Genomic DNA, 22,089 nt, shown 5'->3' on the forward strand with positions numbered 1-22,089 from the left:
ATCAACATTACTAGGTTTATTTTAGAGCCACTTGAAACTGACAATTTTGAAACGACGACCAAACAAATTATTCGATGCGCTTAAATCTTCGGGCAAAGTAAAGGCATCATTTGCTTCGTCCACATACTCCGGCAAACGCTGCACAACAACCTCACAAGTAGCCTGACTCGCGACATCTCCATTCAGCGTTCGACTTTCCCCATATGCACGAATTCGAAATGTATCCGATCGAGCAACCAGTTTAGGTCCAATCGCTTGTAGAATATCGGCTTGCTCAATAAATCCGTTGATGCCGCCCGAAGTAAAACCGGTGCCAGCATCTGAATTTTCATAATAGGTAGAATAGTCTGCGGGCACGCCCTCATTATTCTCTATATCAGAATTTAAACCAGTTGCTTTGATGGCTGCTTGTAGTGCCCCCATACGGCCCGTTTGATCAGTATCCAGTCGGCGATTGACAAAATCACTTAAACTCATGAATGGCCCACGCAATCGCACCTGCTTCACGATTTCAGCCGCTAAGCCAGTATCATCGGATTCGTCGTTAGGGGTGCCTTGATCATTCCAAATCAAATTCGGATTCACTCTGGAAAATCCAGCCCACGCATCACCAGAGTCACCATTAGGACGTTGCGATTTAAGAAAGGGTATGCCCGTAGCCGTATCCGATATTTCAGACAAACTATCAGCTGCGAAATAATCGATGGTCATATCCCGGTTCCCGCCTAATACAGCTGCCCATGCAGCCACTGATGTGGAATTCACATTAAAACCACCCTGCATAAGCATTGATGCTCCGATCTCTTTATAACCGTCCCCCGTAGTCAACTGATTCGCTATGCTATTAGGTGTCGAATCTGTTGCTATATTTGGAATCAAGTTAGCATTTCCATAGCGATCTGGATCCTGTTCAAAAAAACGAGTCAATGCGGCTTCCAGGTTCTCACTGGCAGCATAAGCCCCTGAACTATAACTGTAGGCTGGAGCGATCCCCGAGAAATAGTATTTATCCCACAGCGCATCGTTCAGCAACCATGTCGAATCATAGCGCTCAGCAGTCTGAGGTCCAGGCATGTCCCCATACAATTCATCCTGTCGTAAACGAGGATTTGCATAAGAGTTCCCTACAGCACGCGGATTCTCGAAAATGTAGGGTGTCAACATACCATTTCTTAATTGGGCTAAAGAGGTCATCGGTTCCGAAGGCAACGAAAATGCCGGGATATAATTACTTCCAGCAGAACTATACTCATAGCCCCAAAAGCCAGAATCGCCAAATGACTCAGGTAACATGACATTCAGAGAGGGCTCGGAAATTAGATGTAAGTAACGATTCCGCTGTGGAAAGACACGGATGTCACCGATTGAACTGACTGACAGTGGATTGAAAGCCGCCATAATCTCCGTGGGCTCGGCAGTCGTATTCGTTGGCTTCATCAAATAATCCAAATAGCCTAACCAAGATTTTCTGGATGATAAACTGGCCCCATCAAATGTAAGCTCAACCACATCGACTTGCTCTCCTGCAGAGGCCGCCGAGTTTGTCTGAATAGAGACAAATTGAGTTTTCAAGTGAGTTGAACGTTGGGTGCCAGTGCGTGCATTCGCGAGGTCGTCGTCATCAACAAGATAAGAAGTCGACCTGAAACGTCCGTTCTGAGCATCAGTCCCTGCCGTCTTTGTAGTGATCCCTAAGTTGACTTTGATAGTCGCAGCGCTCACTCCATCCACTAGAATCTCTCCTGCTTCGGGGTGTAGCCTTAAAATATTGCCACTCGTCGCGGTAATATTAGTCACGCCGGGGTAGCAATCTCCGTTTGTGCCAGAAGCAGAGAACAAGCGTACTTCGCCAGGCGCGAGCACAACATCACCAGCTGGATCCATCAAAAATGAATACAATTTATCCGATGAGCCATCCCAACCGTTTTCGATTAAATAATCCGTAAGTAGCACCTCGTCGATGGCTCGTGTCCCATTATTATCAGTCACCTCGAACTCGATGGTGACTGGAATTTCCTCATTATATTCAACTTTATAGTTCTCGAACCGAATGCTCTTATCATAGGGATTCCAGAGATAATAGACTGGGTCGAAAGCGAAAGCGATCTTAGCAGTATCGGCGACAGAGTCATACTCATAGGACGCCACCGAAAAAATTAAACGATACCCCAACATCACGGGCGTATAATTTCCACGGCTCAAATGATACAAATAGCGGCCCCCAGAATCTGTAAACTCCTGAACAAACGGATCGCCCCCCTTTGCAAATCTCCCTTCGAGAAAATCATATGCATTGCTTGCACTCTGCACCTCTGGATTATTGGGATAGAAAGGCTGCGCATTCAGGGTGAGATTGCCTGAACTCTGATCTAAACGCTTATATAAATTATAGTAATCCCGCAATAAATGCCAAGTCGGACCACGCGCTTTATTGACCGTAGAAGCTGTGCCATACGGAAAATGCGCATACACATAGCGACTATAAAAATCATGTCCCGGCGCCTGGCTGATCGCACCAGTGAGTGTATTTTCCACTTCCCGATTTCCACTATCACCGACAAAATCTGAATTATTGAAATAGCTCAGCCCGTTGGGACCTTGCAGCGCACCATCCATTTCAAATGCCAACGACAAGTCTTGTTTGAAGCCCCCATTGCGGACATCAGTCATCAGGCTGTGGGAATAAATCGTGAATTCGTGGCGATTTGCATTCACCCAAGTATTGTCCTCGGATGCGGTCAACCCTAGTTCGTCATCACTTTGAACCTTCTGCATGGCGCGGATTAGATCGTCATTAGAAGTTGACGAGATGGGGTATGTAATTGCCGATTCCATCCCTCCTCCCATACGACCGTAGTCAATACCATAGTTTAAACCATGAACCAATGGATTTGCATAAGCATCGTCATTCAGCACTGTATTAGATGCTTGCGGCAAAGGCTTCACAGAAGCTTTAACTCCCTCATCTTCTATCCAAAAAGCATACGCAGTATCCTCATCCAAAGTTTCGACCAAGGGAACGCGAACATCATCGCCGATATCATCCGAATCGAAGAGAATGATACTCTCGTTGGTATCCAATACGGCGCTCGGATATCCGACTTGATCACTCACTCCATCACTGTTTCCCGAAACGAGCCATTCGATAAATCCGTCATCATTTGAACCACTCTGCGCACCATGAGAGGCAGTTGGATTCATGTGATCAGTCGTCGAATTATTCCAAACACCAAGCCAACGGCGATTACCATCAACAGCTTCCACTCCGGCACTACCTATGGAAGAAAGAATCGAAGCGGTCGCGGTAATACGCTGATCGCCACCAGCTGCTTCCTGCAACTCACCGAGAGCAACTCGCATAGCAAGAAGCGCCGATTGCTCCGCTTTAACTCGCTCACTTGAAATGACAGAACTTTGTTGCTCAACCTGTACTAGTGTCGTTATGGACAACAATAACAGGAGGACAAAAGCCATCAAACTCAAAGCAATCACCAACGCAAAACCATTATTTCTGTGTGACACTTCACGCAAATTAACTATCTTTAAATACATTTTCGCGCTATGGGGGATCAGGTAGTAGGGAGTAGAAGAAGCTAAACTTTAGCCTCAATTAGTCTAGCAGAATCCAAATGTTTGTATATCGCGCGTTCTCGCGACGATCTATATTGAACTCAAATTTAAAAGTATAATAGTTAAAATCTGGGCTAAATCCCTAAGTAATGAGGGAATCTTGAGCACTCATTGCTCCACTTCTATTTTAAGGTCTCACGCAGCTTTGAAAAAACATCTCCAGTAGGCTCTGGTGGCAATGTTGCCAGCCAATCCGTAAGTTTTTGCTGTAGCTTAAAAACAGTCTCCGGATGTGCCTCCGCTAGGTTTTTAGATTCTAAAGGATCCGTAACAATATCATAGAGCTCCATATTGGAGGGATCACCATTTGTCAGGAACTTCCAATGGTCTGAAACAACGACATAATTCGCCCAATGAGAGGATGCTTCCGGCTTAGTGCGGCGAGTTTCAGATTTCCAAAACAAATCTTTTTCCCGCCCCGTTGTGGATTCTCCCAATAAGGCCGCAACTTGGTTGATGCCATCCGGCTCATATCCTTCGACTAAGTCAGCACCTGCAATACTACAAAATGTTGGTAACAAATCAACCGCAGAAATCATCGACTGATCATCAACCGCCCCTTCAGGGATCTTCCCGGGCCAACGTGCAAGAAAAGGAACATTGATCCCACCTTGATACAAAGCAGCCTTATAGCCCTTTCGCCCTCCTGTCAGTCCTTTGGCCGCAGCGATACCGAAGCCAACTCCAGTTGCAGAATCATAGCTCATCGTTAATTCCTGCCCCTCACGTGCCCGTGCGGGTCCATTATCCGAACTAAAGATCACCAGTGTGTCGTCCGCTAGATCCAGCGCATCCAAAGCATCCAACACCTCGCCGATACGCTCATCAGCATACGCAAGCGTAGCGGCATAGATACTGTCGCCATCGTCCTCAAGCTCGGGAAACATTTGACGGTATTTTGGAATGACGTGGAACGGTGTGTGCGGCTCATGAATCCATAAGTTAATGAAAAATGGGCGCTCTTCTGCTTTGGCCTTTTCCATAAATGCGATCGCCCGTCTAGCATCGTGATCATAGGGCATTTGTTCGCCCGATGCGTTAAAAGTGCCGTATTCATCATAACCATATTCTGAAGCTGGAGGCGAATCAGGGATCATATTGTTGGAAATATGCCACTTGCCGAAGTGAGCCGTTCGATAGCCCGCGGATTGCAGCATGCGGGGAAGCATCGGTGCCGCAGGGTCCACCCAGTCCGGCATGCCTCTTCGCGCATTATCCTTCACCCAGGCAAAGTGACCATCGACATTATATCGAGCAGGAAAGTGTCCGGTCATCACCGCCGTGCGACTTGGAGAACACACACCACTCGCGACTGTGAAACGATGGAAGTCAGTCCCCTCCGCTGCAAGGCGATCAATATTTGGCGTTTTTACATAAGGGTGCCCATGGCAACTTAGATCTTCCCAACCCCAGTCATCGGCAAAAATAAACAAAATATTCGGTTGACTCGCGACAAGCTCGGAAGTTTCGGCATGCGAGTATGAGACGCTGGTCGAAACCAAACTCGCAATCAGGGATATAAGAACGGGGATTTTTTTCATAAATATAGTAATAAGTCTAAAACAAATGAAGACAGTCAGTTATAGCGTCCTGACGATCTTCACTTTTAAAAGTATATAACAACGGGGTATCGTGCTCTAGATAAATAAGTTCTGATAAATTACAAACTCTCTATCGGAGGTGAATGGTCATCCTTACACTTTGATTTTCATCCAAATTCAGCACTCGATATTGATCACCCAATTCAGACGATTGCACCCGATCCACTTGATCACTCTCAATCGACTGAATCGCGCTGGGCAATTTCAGCGTAAACCCAGTGGCGCGTCCGGCGGTGAGTTGCAAACGGATCTCCTTCTTCGACAGATCCCACTGCGCCGAGGTAGTCACCCCCACCCGGGTCTGCATATCCTTAAATTGACCTGCCTCCCATTTTGTTGGCAATGCGGGTAAAATACGGAGCATATCGACAGTCGAGCCACAAAGCATTTCGGTAATCGCGGCTGTAATACCAAAATTAGCATCCATTTGAAAAGGTGCTGACTGCCCCCATTTGAACGGCAAAGTCACTCCCATACTGCGCCAGTCGTTGTGGTAAGTGAAGAAATTCTTCCCCAGGCAACTGCGGGTTAAGATATCCAATGCTTCAAGTGCTTTATCGCCATCACCCAGGCGCGCATAAACATTGGCCATGTGGGCCAAGGACCAACCGGTTTGAGACTGAAGACCAATCACCAGACGTTTTTCAATCGCCACGCGTGCGGCCTCGTAGATCTCAGGATCCGATTCTTCTGTCACCTCATTACCTGGAAAGACCGGATAGATATGAGATTGATGGCGGTGCTCATAATTGTCTGTAAAATCCGGATGCATCCACTCACGCAGCGCCCCGTCTTCGTTGATCTGATATTCGGGCATCAGAGCTAGCATTTTCTTCCAGCGAGCCACCCCCTCCGCTTCGACATTTAATATTTCGCACGAGCGGATCAGATTAGTCAGCACTTCTTTGCAAATTGCCACCGCGATCGTGGAATTCATCTGCACCTTAATCTTGGTCACACGCCCGGTTTTCGGATCCTCGATCATCATATCTGCGGGTTGATTCTCCGGAGATTGAGAAGGGAAAAACACATAGGTTCCATCCTCCCCTAGGACCGCATAGTCTTCATAGAATAAGGCGACTTCCTTCATGAAAGGAATCGCACGCTCTTCCAGAAATTTGGCATCTCCAGTGAAGAGATAATAATCGTAGTAGAAGGATGCTAACCACCCGGCCGCATCAGTCCAGTGCACCACGTGCGGGGCCGTCATCCGCATCACACCGGACTCCGGAGACATAAAAGGAGGAATGTAAATACCCTCAGTGCCCCATAATTGTTTAGCATTATAGCGAAACTCATCCAAATGCGCATCGAAATAATCATAAAAGGCCATCATCGACTCCTGCAGATTTCCCGGCAAAGCTTGCCAATAGTTCATCTGCAAATTTTCGTTAATACCATACAAGCCGCTCCAAGGCGCGCGGTAATCACCATTCCAAATACCTTGCAATCCGGGAGGATAACCACCCGCGGTGCTACTGGAAATCAACAGATAGCGCCCGTAATCAAAGAGTTTTTCCAAAAGCTCTGTCGAGGCCGCATTGCCTGAATAGGCATCCAGGAGCAAGTGTTCGTTTGAAGTAGAACGATCCTCAGTAGTGTTGATATCAATACCGATCGAATTGAATTTAGCTCGATGCATTTCCGCATGACGCTCAAATAGGGCCGCGTAATTAGGCTTCAAGTTAGCCAGTTGATCTTTCAAACGCGGAACCGCAGTCTCACTCGCTTCATTTGCATAGATGGCAATTAATAAAACCACCTCATCTACATTGTTAAAGTGCAAGTGTGTCTCCTCAGTCACATTAAGCACAGCCTTCGCCTTGCCATCCTTAAATGCAACCGCACGCAGCACTCCACCAAATTCACCCCCATCGGAGCCATCTGCCATAAATTCAACAAAGCCATCCTCCGCAACTGTCTTGTATTTAAAACCCGGATCGAAATAATCCCCATTCTGCTGAATTGCATCCTTGAGGTCGTGAATATCCAAAGTCACATCCCCACTCACTGAGCCTGCTTGATTGGCACGAATCTGCATGACCGATATCCCATCTGGAATAGAAACAAACAAGCTGCGTGCATATTCCGTAGCCCCATCACGCCAATTAACAACAACCTCGCCCGTCTCAAAATCCACTGTCCGTGAATAGTCTTTGAAAATCTGCTGCGTATCGGTGGTGAGCAACACATCAAATGCCGGATGATACATCGCGTTTCTGGCAGAAAAGCCCTTCTCTCCCAGCTTCTTCCGATAATAATCGTTCGCTTCAAGGTATTCGCCATCCAACATCAGCTGACGCACCACAGGCAGCTCTGCCGACATATCAGGCACTTCGTCGATCTTTCCTCCATACCAGAGCTCGTTATGGTTAAAGAGCACTCGCTCAGCATTCACCGACCCATAAACCAACGCGCCCACGGTTCCATTTCCCGAGGGTAAAGCCTCCCGCCACTGGTCTGCAGGTGTGAGTAGCGTCATGCCACGTCGATAAGAGACCTCAGCTTGTCCAATCGAAAGTAAAGATATTGAAAAGAGAGCAGTTCCAGCTAGTATTTTGGAGATACGATTGAGCATATTCTAATGAGGTATAAAATTCCATATCCACATATGGAACGGATAGGGTAAGCTCAGTTTACACCTACAATAACAATCGCACAATCGAGCATATACGCGAGATAAGCGGGAAAAAGCGAGCTACCACCATTACCGCTGTATCCAAATATTAAGGACTAAACGCTAAATATCATCAGTCGCTTATTCTTCAAAGAACCCCAAAACTAAAAGACCGCCTGAATGCCATCCAGGCTGACCCCGAATAGATCGCGAGACAAAGGGTCCAGCGTAACTTCTGCACCTTGAATGTGGAAGGTGCGTTGCACATGGCGCATGGTCTCTCCAGGCCGAAGAGCAGCGGCAGGAGAGGAGGTTTCCAACTCATAAAACGGCCCAAGCGGCGCGACGCCTGCTGCGGGTGAGCCGTCGTTATAAGCATTGATCACATCACCGGCATAAGGCTCTTGTTGTAACTCCCACATGGAATTGACGAAACCGTGGGGCGCATCCTGCACATTGTAGGTGACAACATTCAACACCTGCCCTGCGGCATCATAACTCCCCGCAATCCCCTTGGAACGTTGCGGACTAATACCGATCTTACCACGACGAGTGCCATCTCCTTTAAAAAAGAGCTTTTGCTCTTCTACATGTAAATAGTCTTCTGGAACCGCACCAAAGTAGCTATCGTTCACTTTAGGGCCGAGCACTTGTGCATCCCCTTCTTTAAAAGGAATCACAACTGTCGTTTCCGGCGAAGGATTATACATGCCAAGTATCCAAATCGACGGCAACCCGGACTCAGGCACCCAAGCCTGAGTCCCGATATTGGTGATTCGGTTGTCGGTCTCATAGCCAACTACGCGCAGACCTTCAGGTAGATCGACTTCAAGTAGTTCGGCAATTTCATCGTCCCCGAGTAAAGTCACACTGCGCTCAATTAACATATTAAATACGGTGCCACTGTAATTCATCAATTCAGTCTCTTTTTGGAAACTGGCACTGGTGGCTGACTTCTTAACGACTTTGAACGGCTCCGAATCAATGACCGCAGGCGTCTTCCAATCAGAAAATTCAAACTCAGCGCCTGGCTTAAAATACAATGCGTATTGCCCGCCTTCCGGCCCAAGCCAGAAACGCTCTTCACCACCGAAGATATAAATGTGCGCTTCCAACTGCCCCTCAATTTCCTCTTCAGAGCGAATCCCTTTTTCAATTACCGGACGGTTGATCCAACCGAAACTCGGGCCAGCCTTGCGATCATAGGTGCTGGTCATCACGCGCCCTTGATAATCTGGCGCGACCGCCACCGAAGCATCACCGTCTTGAAGAAGAATGATTGGCGTGTGTTGCTTCATAAATGATACATCATCCGAAAAAGCGCCTGGATCCGTCGTTGAAACAGTATGGCAACCCACGCTGAGAAGCGAAGCGACTCCAAGAGATCCTGCCAGTATTTTTTGTAACCCATTCATATCTGTCCCTTTCCTTAATCTTACTTGGCTCCTTTGAACGATCCAAACATCAATAAAACGGCGAATCCGCTAGCTAAGTTTCACATCCAACACTGTGTCGGTTGCGAGAGTGATTGGCTGTTCCAATTCGATGAAACACTGGCCGTTGGGCTGTTTTAAAACGGCCGCGATTGCTTCCCCCCGATAACTGACTTCAACCTTCTGAGGTGTCAGCTCCCGTGGCGCCAATTGCAGTGTTTTCATCGAAAGGCTGCCCCAGTTCAGCTTGAGTTGCGCATGCATCGTGTCGGCACTAAGCTGCTGACTATACGTCCCCCAACCTTCAGCGGCAGTAAATGGAGCCTTAAAATTGTCCGGGTGGATCTTTGGATCAAAACCGATGGCTCCCTTCGGCCCATGGTAGGTAAAACCGCATACCGTGAGAAAGATACCATAGGATGCCATTGAGCGTGCATAGTGGTCGCCACATTCGATCTCATTATACGGATTGCGCTTCGCTGCACCATAGCGATCGTGGACCGCCTTCATGATCGCGAGACCTTTTTCCAGCAACGAACTATCGGGAGCGGCTTCGGCCACCATGTGCCAAGCAACTTGATATTCAAAGCCGTTCATACACTCGTTGAAATAGCCCCCGGGGCCTGTCCACATTTCGGGATTCTCCACACTACGCAGCGTATCGCCGGGGATGGCGTCTTTCGCACCTCCTTTTGGCCATGTCGTCATCAGGAGGCCCGCTTCGCCTTCCATCGCATACCAGCGAAAAGCTTCTTCAATTTCCCGATGTTTGAGCGCATAGCCACCCGCATCAGGGGCAAAGTTGTATTTCCAAATACTTTCGAGCGCAGAAACCGTTTCTTTCTTCGGAATCACACGTCCCAATCCCACCTGATGCATCCAGGACTGGCCCAGCACTTGATCGATATGACAACCGATATTCGTATTAAACCCTTTGCCGACAGGCGGCCCCGGCTTGTGGATGAAGTATTCACCATCAAACAATTCGCTCACAATATTTTGGTAACCTTGGTCCAGAATCTTGCGGCATTTATTCGCGAAAGCATCGTCACCGACTTCACTCGCCATTGCCTCCCCGGCAGCTAAAGCCCCCAGATACATACTACTCATCCACGCAAATTTACCGGTCCACGCCGCATCGAGTGTATTTTGCTGTGCACCAGTCATGATACCGTCCTCGTCCGGATCTTTCGTCATCAGGTATTCAATCGACTGCTTCACACGCGGCCACAAGCGCTTCAAGAAGGCATCATCAGCGGACATCTGGTGCTCGCGATAGACGCGTAGGATCGTGCCCGCCTGACCATCTTCCGCAACCTTCTGCCTGGAATAGCCTCGATAGCCGATGCCGCCTGTTTCTTCGATAAAGGCCTGCCCGTAATCTGTCTTTTCCCGTAGACTGCGCTCCAATTCCGGGAAAATGCGCCCCATTGCTTGAGCGTAGTGAAACACATGTGTGCAGGTGCCCTCACAGCAATCCACACCTTCCCATGCCCAGGGACGCCCGTCATCAAACCAGTGAAACGTTTGTGTGGCTAAACAATCCAGTGCAATCATGCTGCGATCGAGCAACCAATAAGGCAGTGAACTGTCATACCAGGTTCGATTCCAAAGCAAAGTGCCATCGATCAGTTCTTCACTTTTCCCGGCAATATACTCTGCCACTTCGCCAGCAGACTCAAACCAAGGCAGGTAATGTCGATTGCCGAACGATTGCCCGACGTGCCCTTCCCGCTTTTGATGGTAAGGAAAATACCAAGTGACCAGACAGGTGATGACTCGGCTCTCACCGGGAGCGAGCTCCATCGATGCCATCATACCGCCAACCAGCAATTCATCCAATGGTCGAGTCACTGCAGCCGTATCGACTTGATCGAGTTCGGTGAATAATTGCTTCGCATCCTGCGGGTTGCCGATCGACGGCGCAGCGCTCACCCGAACCTTCGCGTCTGACAAAATGGTGAATGCGCTTGAGCCGTAGCCATGCTCTTTGGTTATGGCTTGCGAACCTTCTACAGTGCTTAATACGGAAGTGCGCAGTGGGCTCTGTTGCAATTGGTTCCTGCGCTGACCGAATGCAGCCTCTACAGTGTATGGGCAGATGGCATTTTGCAAATAGCCCCCCAGATCCACCTTCAACTTTGCATCCGAAGTATTCGTTACGGTGTAGCGCATGGTTGTAGCCGGCAGCGCGGAGTCTTTAGTATTTAAAGGAATAAAGGGACTGAAGGCTTCGAGCTGCACTTCCGCAGGAAAATCCGGATCCCGGTAAGTCACGCGCCCCACAGGATACTCCCCCCGAAAAGTCACTCCGGGGAATCCTTTACCATCCAGTGAACGCACGAATGATTGATCGCCCGACTGCACCCGGATCGCGAAACCTTGCGCCACTTGTTCACCATTTTGATGTGTGTATTCCTCCCCCACAGCCACTGGGTGCGGGTAGTGCCCTCCCATCGTCATGGCACTCATCTTCATCTCATGCTTTTCGCGCTTGTAGTTGGATTTAAAAATATCCCAGTGCCAGAGCCTCCCATCCCCCGCCAGATACAATTGACCACAACCGATACCACCAATCGGCATACCAATATATTTCAATTCCTCGCCCGAAAAAACCTCAGCGGCCCCGCGCTTGGTGAGCGCAGCAATCCAATTAGCGCTCAGTTTTTTATCGGCTGGTATCAGTTGTTCAAAGTCTTTCGCAGTAAAAGGCCCTGCCATTACAGGCAAACGACCAATCAACAGGAGAGCGGAGCTGAGTCCACCCGCTTGAATAAATTTTCGGCGGCTGATTGCAGTCATCAAACTGCTTTGTGCAGAGTTGTCGCCAGTAGTTTTTAGGGGGTAATTATCTACACTCATGAATAATGGGATAAGTGTAGATATTAACTGAACCCGGCTCAATTGAACATCGCGCATTCACTCGACACGTCAGCCAAACTGCCGGTGGTCGTTCCACTGGTTACAGTGCCCTCTCTAGTCATATCGCCATTAAAGCATTGGGCTATAGTTTCGGATAGTGCATAAAATATCCACTTTTATCGGCTAATACTCTAATCATACTATCGCTTAAATTCGCTATAATATGATTACAATCAGTAAAAAAAATACCTGACTGCCGCCTATTAAAATTCTATTTAGACAGTTAAAAAACTGTAAGTGCTCGAGCAGCACAGCCGGCTTGAGAATAAACACGTTTACGGTTCTCATCAAATATTCGAATCGTAAACCCTTCCAGCCGGTCTGCATTACCTTCTCGATTATAGACTCGGATTGATTCTATATCCACCTGCCGGCCAAGATCGACTTCCCACCATGGGTTTGCGTCATCGGTTTTAGTATGCGTGACTGATTGAGCATTGTAGTCGCCATTGGTATTACCATCGACCGCACGCTCGGCAATTCCGCCATATACCGTAGTGGACTGTGAGACAGCTTTATTAAGAGCTATATTCTTGCCTTCTTCGAAAACTTCAACTTCAGCCAGCGAGAGCGTCCGCTCTGCTCCAGGTAGCTCAATGCGAACATACCGCCCTGCTGGCAAGGGCACCCGCTTCGATAGCACCTTTGAAGGCTCTCGGGGCGTCACGTTCGGCTCTTTATAATAATGCTGATGCCCGGGCAAGCGTGTGGTTTTCTCGTTGAGCCCAAATAAGTTTAAACTCTCCGAGGCGACTGGAATCGCCTCAATCGTCAAATCAGTTTGACTGAGAGCTGTTGCCGTAATGAGCGCGGTCTCACCTTTTCTGAGGGGCAGCTTATAGAGGCCGTCTCCACTCGTCTGAAGCTGGAGTTCGCGCCCATTCACCGTGATGATAGGCTTCGGAATATCGACCTGCACGTCACAAGATGAACCAATCAAACTTTTCACTCTGACGAATTGCGTCACGCCATTTTCTTGCTTTGCACTCACGAGAAAGGCGCCCTGCCCCCGCAGATCATTAAAAGCGACATCGTCCCATAACTTGGGTGTAGCCGGGAACACGCGCAGCACCCCACCCCAGCTCTGCAAGAGCATGTCGTGAATACTCGTGGCAAATGACAATGGGCTTTCAATCACGGGGTTCCCCTCGGCATACATCGTCGTGGGCGAGACCCGATCGTGCTGAATGAAAAAATCAAGGTAATGGTAAGCCTGATCTTCATCGCCCAGCCAAGCATACATGGAAGCCGCGCCCGTGGCGGTATAACCGGTCACTGGCATGGCACTATCTTTATTTTCCCGAGTAAAAGTGACATCCAACCAATGATCCAGCGTGGTGCGTAGCAGCGTTTTGCCTTCAGCATTATCTGGTTTTAAAACCGCCAGTGGATAGAACGGTAGCAGGTGTGAATAATGACGGTGCGGCTTATCAAAGGGCACGTCTTTACTAATACGAAGACCATTTTCGTCTATCTGGAATCCGACCAGATTGTCTACGATGTTCTGCCATTCTTCCACGAGCGGATCATCGAGTTGATACGCATCGTTTATATCGATTAGCGTCTGAAAACACCAATTCATCAGGCCAATCGTGAAATTAATATCCTGCCCCCGTCCACCGGGATATTCGGGCGACCAACTCCGTTTAATATGGATCTTCCCATCATCGGCTTCGACAGGGTTCTCCTTTAAATAATTCAGATAGCTATTACCGACGCCGCGCAACTTAGGGAAGAGGCCATCGCGCAGTCGATCGCGATCGCCCGCAAACTCGCAGTGCAACCAATAGTTGTGCATAATCCAGCAAAGCATATCCGGCACGCTGGCTCCTTGAGCCGCCACCAAATCCTGCGGAAACAGGGTCGCTAAACCAGCGCTGTCTTCCCAATGATCGGGCACGTTCTTAAAAAGCTGCGCCTCATGCTTGTCGAACCAATTGACCAATGAAGCACCCACATCCAATCGGTTGGCCGTGAGGTGCGTCCAATACTGAAGTTGCACATTAAGATCGCCCCAAACCATCGGCCAAAATGTTCTATGATACCAAGGGCCCATCAAATCCATCACCGGTCCATTACCTCGTGTCGCGGAGGCAAATTTATACATTTGTATCCAGTAAAAGGCCTCCTTTTCCGGATCATTAATCGTTAAAAAGCTCTGCGGATAATACTCGTGCCACCATTCGCGGTGAGTGCTGAAAAAGCTGCCATCTGCCAGCAGTGCTTTCCCTGCTTGTAGATTCTCTTTAACCATCTGTTTGGAATTCGCTTCGGGAAAACTGTGATGAACACTGGCCAGCAACGCTTGTTTGCCAAACGGATCACCTTGTATCTCCCAACCGGTCGTCGTTTCACCACGATTCTGATAAAGCGGCTGAAAACAGAACTGCTGTCCGCCCTCTTCGCTGAGGATCGGTTCAGGCGGGAGCACATAGGGCGCATTGCGCATTTTATCCCAGCCCTTCGGGCCGCCGCCATTATCCAAAGTCTCACGCACAGGAGCCTTCGGCACGTCCGGGTGCCAGCTCACCTGAATCGACTCATTCGCGGCATCCGTTTCAAAGTAGATCACATCTTGCAAGGCATGCGACAAAGCTCTCACTGCATAGGAGCCCTGGGTCGTTTCGATGCTACCAGTCAGTTCCGCATTCCATAAATCCAAGCGTAAGTCCACTGCGGTAATGTTACCCTGCGATCTGAGCTTGAAATGACCGAGCGGCAACCGACTGCGATAGATCCACAACAACTCATTCCCCTCATGCGCCTCACGATGATCATAGTAGTCATGCCGACCGGTATAGATCGAGATCACATTCTTCGCTTCGCGCTTCGCTTGGTAAAACAAAAAACCCACATTGCCGTTGCCCGTGTATGGAGCCACTTCCCAACGAGTCGGTAATCGATCCCAAATCATATCGTGCTGCCCTAAGAAAGCCTCATAATCGACTGACAATTGGGCACGCAGCGAACTCGCTGACAGCAGAATTGTCACTGCGATTGATAATATAAATTGCAGTTTCATGACTTTCTTTAAATGGGTAATTTATTGAATAAAGATCGGCGGGATCCCCACTCAGCCTGCGCCTCCATCAGCTGGAACAGCAGCAGGCCCGGGCGAAGGCCGTAACACTTCGAGCTCAATAGTTTGCTGGTCACGCACGACTTTTAACTGAAGCAAAGGCGCTTGAATACCAGACAAGGCCTGAAAGAATTGATCGGTATTGGATACAGCAATCCCATTGATCGCCTGAACCAAGTCACCCAGCTGCAAGCCCGCATCCGCTGCAGCCGAGTCATTCGGCACGGCTGCCAAGGCAATCCCTCCCTCCTCCTGAGTGACTCCATACGCGGAGAACTCTTGCCCCTGCAAGCCATGTAGGGTCGCCCCTAACCAGGTCCGTGCTTTCGCAGCAGCCTTCCTGGCCAGAGGGTCTGCCATGTTAATTTTAACGACTGTATCGCCTGAGTGCATCCCCATGAAAGGCGTCTGGGCAATGGCTTTCAACGGAGGCTTCTTGACCCCGAATTGATCCATCGGAAAATTCTTAAAGCCGACCTCGAAAGCGGGTGACTCTGGTTTGACAGAATAATTCCCCTGCTCCGGATCCACAAACAGTGGGTCTCCGACCATCGAATGTGCATCCCAACCATATTTCTCATAATTACCCGCCAAAGTATCCTGATTGGCAGCGTAGTAGAAATTATAATCCACTAAACCATCTACAGGAACGACCATACGCAGGTAAGGGCCATTCGCTTTGGCCATAATATTGCGTGTGACTGCGTCCTGACTATTGGCAAACCATACATGCGAGCTGAGGCCGTTGTTAATAATGATATTATTCCATGCGCGCCGGCGAAAGCCTTCACGCAACTTCAAACCACCACTTAGCATGAGGTTATTATAGATATCATAATTGCTCGATCCATCATCCAAATCGATGTCCCAACCATGCTCACAGCGCCAACGGCTGTTTCGTATAATCGTCGTTTTCCAAGCATCCAAAAACGGTAGAGTGGGATCCGCATCCACCGCTGCCTGCGATGCGGTCTTATGATCTGAGCGCCAGTAACGATCACGCCCCCAGGAATTAAAGGATCCATGGTCGTGCGTCTCCAATACGGTATCAAAGACATCACATCGCTCAATAATATGGCCTCCCCAGGCGCCGTCACCGATGTTGATGCCAGCACGTGCCGTATCATAGATCGAACAATCTCGAATGGTGATTTCCGACGCCATATCCATCATAATTCCAGCGGGTTGCCGTTCCGTGCGACCGATGCCATGGATCAGGCAATCTTCCACCACCGATTGTGCTGGATAGTTATTTGTCTTGGGTCCCGGTGTTCGATTGATCGTCGCTAAATCGTTCTTCTGACCATATTCAAACAAGGGATTATAAACCGCATCAGGGTCCCCCACAAAACAGACCCCACTCGCGCCCGTATCGTGAATGTGACAGCCTTTAATCAGGACGTGACGATTATAGTTATTAACGAAAACCGCATTGCCACCGACCTGATCAAATTCGGTATCCAATATTTGAATATGCTCTGTGCCGGTCAGCATATAAGCGCCCCCACGATAAATCGCCCAATCCGAGCGCAAGAGTGGCTCTTTGGTATCCATAAAAGTGCGCGCCGCATGGCGCACCACGAAGCCTTGCACGCTGATATGTCTGACCGGATCGGCTTCGGTCCCCCGAAACTCAAGCAAATGGCGCAAGCGCACGACTTCCACTTTCGCAGTTTTCAAATCAGTGCCACTGACAGGCTTGTAGTAAAGCAGATTTGTCTTCGCATTATGAAACCACTCTCCTTCGGCGTCCAATTCTTCAAAGATGTTTTCCACCATGCGATACGCTTCATGCATTTTTGATTTACGATTATTCTGCCACCCGCCCTCGTAAGTCAGCTCACCACTGGTATCTTTACCCGTAATGAGGAAATGATAGCCGCCCCAGCGAGCCCGGTGCATGGCGTGAATATAGCCACCTGCGGGGTCTGCCCAGTTCGCAGCACGTTCTTTCGAAAAAGCGTCTTTTGCATATCCCTGATATGGCTCCGTTTTCTTTAAGGGATCATAATTCGGGAAACGCGCCATCCGCTGATTGATTCCATCGATAAACAATTGATCGATCTTCATCCCAGCGGGGACTTTGGCTTTAAATATACCGTCGCGGTATGGCGACCAGTCTAATTGCAATTCCAAACCACCGCTCAATATGGCTTGCCCCTCGTTCTGGGCTTTATAGTGCACTGGATACTTTGCAGTCCCTGAATCAGCAGGCGTAAAAACAAGTGTTTCCCGTAAATAATAAATGCCATCGTCCACATGCACATTAACCGCCTCATTACCCGCAAACTCGCGCACCTTTATTTGAGCAGCAGCCATGGTTGCCAAGGGTTGCCCGAGGCGCCCGCTATGGGTATCCGCCCCGTTTGGACTAACATAGATATCGACCGCACTTGCAGTCGAAAAAAACAGCCAAGGGATGCAATATAGGGTAAACGTTGCAATTTTATTCATCGTAGAAAATAGCGATAAAGAAGATAGTCGAAAGCAGCCGCATTGAACATCGCGCATTTACAGGAGATGTCATCGATTCTACCCCTGTGATCACTCCCACCGAATCAGCTCGATGCTTGCCTTGTTTGATCCCCAACTTATGAGAATCACAAGCCTACACGAATCCGTATCATACTAATATTGAAGCTCTGACTTCGAATTGCTCTTACTTCCTGTTACGGATCGAAAAAGCAGCCAAGCCAACAACCCCAACTAGCCCCAGCATCGACGGTTCAGGAATCGCATTCACCGTGCCATTCAAAACGATATTATCCAGTTGGTGATAGCGACTCGTAGAGCTCGAACCATCCGCGAGATAAAACCGGAATTCTACCGTATCCGCATTTTCCAAACCCGAGAAGTCTCCTGCAGAGAGGGTAACTGTCTGGTTAAATGCTTGTGGGGTTGAATAGTCTAAGTCAGTATCCACGCCATCCAGCTGTGCGGCGGCACTGGCGAAACCATCGACACTCGAATAGAGGCCCACGGCAAAATTGAGAGGCTGAATCACAGTATAATCATAAGTCAGTGACGTCAGATCCAGCGTTTCCCCCGCCCCCAAGCCCGTTACGGTCAGGGTAAAACTCTGGTAGCGAGCTCCCGTCCCAGCGGGATCGACATCCCCACTTTGAGTCACATCAGCGCCCGTGGCAGAGACGAGCTCACCGCTAATTGAACCAACACCGACATTAAATGCCGTAAGCGAACTGTAAATCGAGCTATCACTGGAAGCCGCGGAATCTCCGGTAAAGCTAAAGTCTGCCAGCACTTCCGCATGGACGACTCCAGAAACGGCAATGAAAGCGCTTAGGGCACAGAATATTTTCTTCATTATTTATTCTCTGTTGGGGTTAGTTATTCATTATAAAACTATAAATGCTAGGCAGGGGTATAGAGTGCGCTATTGATGAATAGCGCCTCAAAAAAGATATTACCAAAAAACAAGGCCTCTGCACATCGCGCAATTACGCGAGGAAACGCCCTTATCGACTTAAAACGTTAATTGCCAAACGGCATTGATGAACTCATCGCAGCGAGGCCTTCCCCCACAGAACCCAGTCGCCGCCCCAGCCATTACCGCCTTCGGTGACAATCAGCTTGAGCATCTGCGCCCCGGATACATCGACTTCAATCGCTTCGGGTGGAGTGTTTCCTTTGAAGTAAGTAGATTCATATACCTTCTTGCCATCGGTATGTATCTCAAAAGTAACCGAGGCCTGATAACAGGGTATGAGCGTGGCTGAAAATGTGGAGAACTTGCCATTTAGGAAATAGCTGAGCTGACTGGGAGAGTGCACCTGCAGGCCATTGGTAACATCCACACCTTTAATCGAGTCGTCGAGCTCCACCGACTTCCACTCCGAGTCGAAACGACCATCGATCTGATCCGCCAAGCCAAAAGTGAGCACGACGCTGCCGTCTGTTTTCCTCACCTCACCCAATTGAAAAGGCCGCTTGCTCAAAAATGCTGCTTCTGTAATAGGCTCCCAGGCTAATTTCAGAAACTCAGGCTTCGACTGACTTCGACTGGTAGAGAGTCGGATCATGGGGCGGTTCAGTGCGGACCAATTCAGCAGTTTAGCTTTGGTTTTCTTTTCCTGCAGATCGAAAGGATAGATTTCAATCTGCTGGTTATCGGCTCCTCCCGATATATTAAAAACACCACGATAGCCTCCAATTTCGACTGTCAACTGGTTGGCTTCGTCACTCTGAACTTCAAGCATCAGTTTGCCAAATTCAGGCATCGGAATACGCGCATTATTTAATTTATAGGAATCCCATCGATAATCGGAAATAAGCCACTCTTTCTCCCAATCTGCTCCGAAGGGTTCAATTAAGAATGAAGTTTCAGATTCCATTTTGATTCCTGCTTGCGCTAGGTCCTCGCTTGAAAACATAGCCAAGCGAGTCGTCACCGTAAACGTATCGGATGACTGAGTAACAGGAGCTCTATCCTCAGACGGTTTCAACTCATAGTAAACATTGGCAAAGACCCAAAGCGGTTCATTGATGTCAAAAAGGTCGAGACTTGCCTGATAGATTTGGCCTTCTCGTGTTGGCTTCGCGTATTGCCAATAGCGCGTCCGATTAGTCGCATTTTCAGAATACTTCCCATCACGTGTGTAAAAAATATCCACATGTGAGATCGGCATAGAATCGTCCGGACGAACGTAGACCTTGGGGTGGCGATTACTCGCATCGAGTTTGACAACGAACTCCGGTTGTTTGGGAAAGGCAGAATCCCCCTTCAACTTGGCGTCGAACCACAGTTCCCGTGCGGCCATGGAACTCGCGTCATTCTTATGATTAAGATGCACCGAGCGGGCAATATGCACATCCTGGCTGGGAATATGATCAACCATCCAGGCAACATCCTCAACCATACCGTGAAAATCGTTGGAAGGTGCCATGATCATAAGCGGACACTTAATAAGTTTCGCATAAGCATTCGTCTTAGCGGTTCGCCCCAGCAGACTACCGTCCAATAGCAGAGGTGGTGCCCACCAAGGCGATGCAGCTTTCACCCGATCATCCATAGCCGCAGTCATATAAGTAATCACACCGCCCATAGAAAATCCATTGACGCCTAAGCGGCTACCATCAACTTCCGGTTGCTGCTCTAAAAAGGTCAGCGCGCGCCGAGCGGCAAGGGTCCGTAAAAAGTAACCGTTGTTGCGGGCCGAGTCCACAGGATCGTAGTGCTTCTCACTTTCAGACTTAACATGCCGGGTACCAGCAACCTGGCGCCCTTCGACCGCGCCCCAATCCGTTTGCGCCGCGGCTGGCAGGTCATGCATCTTCAAATATTTTGCATCCCCCCGCCAACTCAAAGAAAGGGTGGCATATCCCCGCTTCCCATTGTCAATACACTCGCGTATGGTGGCAAAACCACCGCCTCCATGCACCTGGACAATGCCCGGCAGATTCCGTGCGCCTTTGGGAAAGCTATACAGCGCCGCCATCCAGGACTTCTGTCCCTTAAAGACCCCAATACGATAGCGAACCGCTCGAATGATAATGCCTTGCTCCTCCCACTCCTTGATAAGCTGCGTTTCAAGAGGTTCCAGCCGCGGGTCGTAGCCCGCCCACGCGGCCTCGACGGTCTGCGGCGACTGGCCATCCTTTAGTGGCGGCAATGACTCCGTCAATGCGCTTAGTGGCTGCGCAATTAGCGCAGCAAGCGCAATCGTTAATAATTCCAATTTATTCATAGTTACACATTAGGCAGAGCTAATGATACGCAAAGACATTCGCGTTCCAGCGCGATCTAGACTGGACGAATCGTCTCGTCCGCAGGTCAGGGAGCCTTCCATCGAACGCCTACAAGCTACGTCCTTTGTTCGCCAATTCTTCTGAGATAACCGCAGCCACCCGTTCGGCAATCGCCTGCGAACCCTTCGGTTTAAAATGCACATTCATTGGCTTCTGCCACTCCGCTAGATTCGGCAGGCAATAGGCATGCAGATCATTCACACGAATCTGATTTTCTGCCATAATTTTCACCGCGATGGCATTGTATTCAACCGGCGCCTCTGGCGTGCGCAGCGGATTGAGCGTCCCTGGTACCACGGGAGTCGTCGTTGCAAAAATCAACCGTGCATCACTCTTACGAAGTTCACGGACAATTTCCCGCAAATTCTGGTCGTATTCCTGAGGTGTCGACTGCTGAGGGTCCTTAGGGTCGTTCGACTTCTGATTTGTGTGTGCCTGTTTCACATGCTTGAGATCATGCAAGCCCCAATTAAAGTGAATCACGTCCCATTGATGTGCCTGCAACATTGGTTGACAGATCTTCAATCCAACGTCAGTACCAAAGCAGTTTCGCGGGTGGGTACCGTCGTCACTCATCGGACGATAGACGTTGGCTTTACCTTGCAATAACTCACGCACCTGACGCGTATAACCGATCGAAATGGAATCCCCCAGAATCAACACATTCGGCAGTGCTGCATCGGGAGTAAAAGTCCAATCTGTTTTTCGATCGAACTCTGCATCCGATCCCACCTCTGGCACCCCATGCAAACTAAAAGTGCATGCGCAAAGCAATACAGTCACACCTGCCGCGAATTGTTTAATTCTATTTCTAGTGATCATTTGAATAAAAAACGTAAGTTTTGATCAGTGACCTTAAGCCGACTACCGACGACGACCTAGCCCTAAAAACGCCATCCCAACTATACCGAAAAGTAGAGCAGAAGTCGCAGGCTCTGGAATGGATGTCACCTCAAATACAATCGAACTGCCAAGTTCACTTAGACGAATCGCCCCATTCGCATCATACGTTGCCGTAAAGGTGATGAGATTATCCGTAAC

At 49.0% G+C, this 22,089-nt stretch carries 11 protein-coding genes; all 11 read right to left on the reverse strand.

The window, feature by feature from the left end:
- Positions 1–21: 21 nt before the first annotated feature.
- The gene (locus tag QEH59_RS14460; RefSeq protein ID WP_308986091.1) at positions 22–3,360 is read right to left on the reverse strand and encodes a hypothetical protein; all 3,339 of its coding nucleotides are present in this window, start codon (positions 3,358–3,360) and stop codon (positions 22–24) included.
- A 392-nt stretch (positions 3,361–3,752) separates the two neighbouring features.
- Positions 3,753–5,171: a sulfatase family protein gene (locus tag QEH59_RS14465; RefSeq protein WP_308986092.1), complete on the reverse strand. Its 1,419-nt coding sequence runs from the start codon at positions 5,169–5,171 to the stop codon at positions 3,753–3,755.
- Between the two features lie 130 nt (positions 5,172–5,301).
- Positions 5,302–7,809, reverse strand: a complete 2,508-nt coding sequence (locus QEH59_RS14470; protein WP_308986093.1) for a glycosyl hydrolase family 95 catalytic domain-containing protein — start codon at positions 7,807–7,809, stop codon at positions 5,302–5,304.
- 203 nt (positions 7,810–8,012) lie between these two features.
- Positions 8,013–9,263: a DUF6786 family protein gene (locus QEH59_RS14475; RefSeq protein ID WP_308986094.1), complete on the reverse strand. Its 1,251-nt coding sequence runs from the start codon at positions 9,261–9,263 to the stop codon at positions 8,013–8,015.
- Between the two features lie 69 nt (positions 9,264–9,332).
- Positions 9,333–12,143: a GH116 family glycosyl-hydrolase gene (locus QEH59_RS14480; RefSeq protein ID WP_308986095.1), complete on the reverse strand. Its 2,811-nt coding sequence runs from the start codon at positions 12,141–12,143 to the stop codon at positions 9,333–9,335.
- A 283-nt stretch (positions 12,144–12,426) separates the two neighbouring features.
- Complete coding sequence (locus QEH59_RS14485; protein WP_308986096.1) at positions 12,427–15,225, reverse strand: glycosyl hydrolase family 95 catalytic domain-containing protein; 2,799 nt, start codon at positions 15,223–15,225, stop codon at positions 12,427–12,429.
- Positions 15,226–15,276: 51 nt separating this feature from the next.
- Entirely contained in the window at positions 15,277–17,736 is a 2,460-nt protein-coding gene (locus tag QEH59_RS14490; RefSeq protein ID WP_308986097.1) for a right-handed parallel beta-helix repeat-containing protein, read from the reverse strand.
- Positions 17,737–17,941: 205 nt separating this feature from the next.
- Positions 17,942–18,607 carry a PEP-CTERM sorting domain-containing protein gene (locus QEH59_RS14495; protein ID WP_308986098.1) on the reverse strand — a complete coding sequence of 222 codons (666 nt, stop codon included), beginning with the start codon at positions 18,605–18,607 and terminating at the stop codon, positions 17,942–17,944.
- 193 nt (positions 18,608–18,800) lie between these two features.
- On the reverse strand, positions 18,801–20,987 hold the full coding sequence (locus QEH59_RS14500; protein WP_308986099.1) for an NPCBM/NEW2 domain-containing protein: 2,187 nt from the start codon (positions 20,985–20,987) through the stop codon (positions 18,801–18,803).
- Positions 20,988–21,096: 109 nt separating this feature from the next.
- Positions 21,097–21,870 (reverse strand): SGNH/GDSL hydrolase family protein, encoded by a 774-nt coding sequence (locus QEH59_RS14505; RefSeq protein ID WP_308986100.1) that lies wholly within the window; start codon positions 21,868–21,870, stop codon positions 21,097–21,099.
- 42 nt (positions 21,871–21,912) lie between these two features.
- On the reverse strand, positions 21,913–21,999 hold the full coding sequence (locus tag QEH59_RS19020; protein WP_425609250.1) for a PEP-CTERM sorting domain-containing protein: 87 nt from the start codon (positions 21,997–21,999) through the stop codon (positions 21,913–21,915).
- Positions 22,000–22,089: the final 90 nt, after the last annotated feature.

Origin of the sequence: Thalassobacterium sedimentorum, from assembly GCF_031127905.1 — a bacterium.
Classification (GTDB): Bacteria; Verrucomicrobiota; Verrucomicrobiia; order Opitutales; family Coraliomargaritaceae; genus Thalassobacterium; species Thalassobacterium sedimentorum.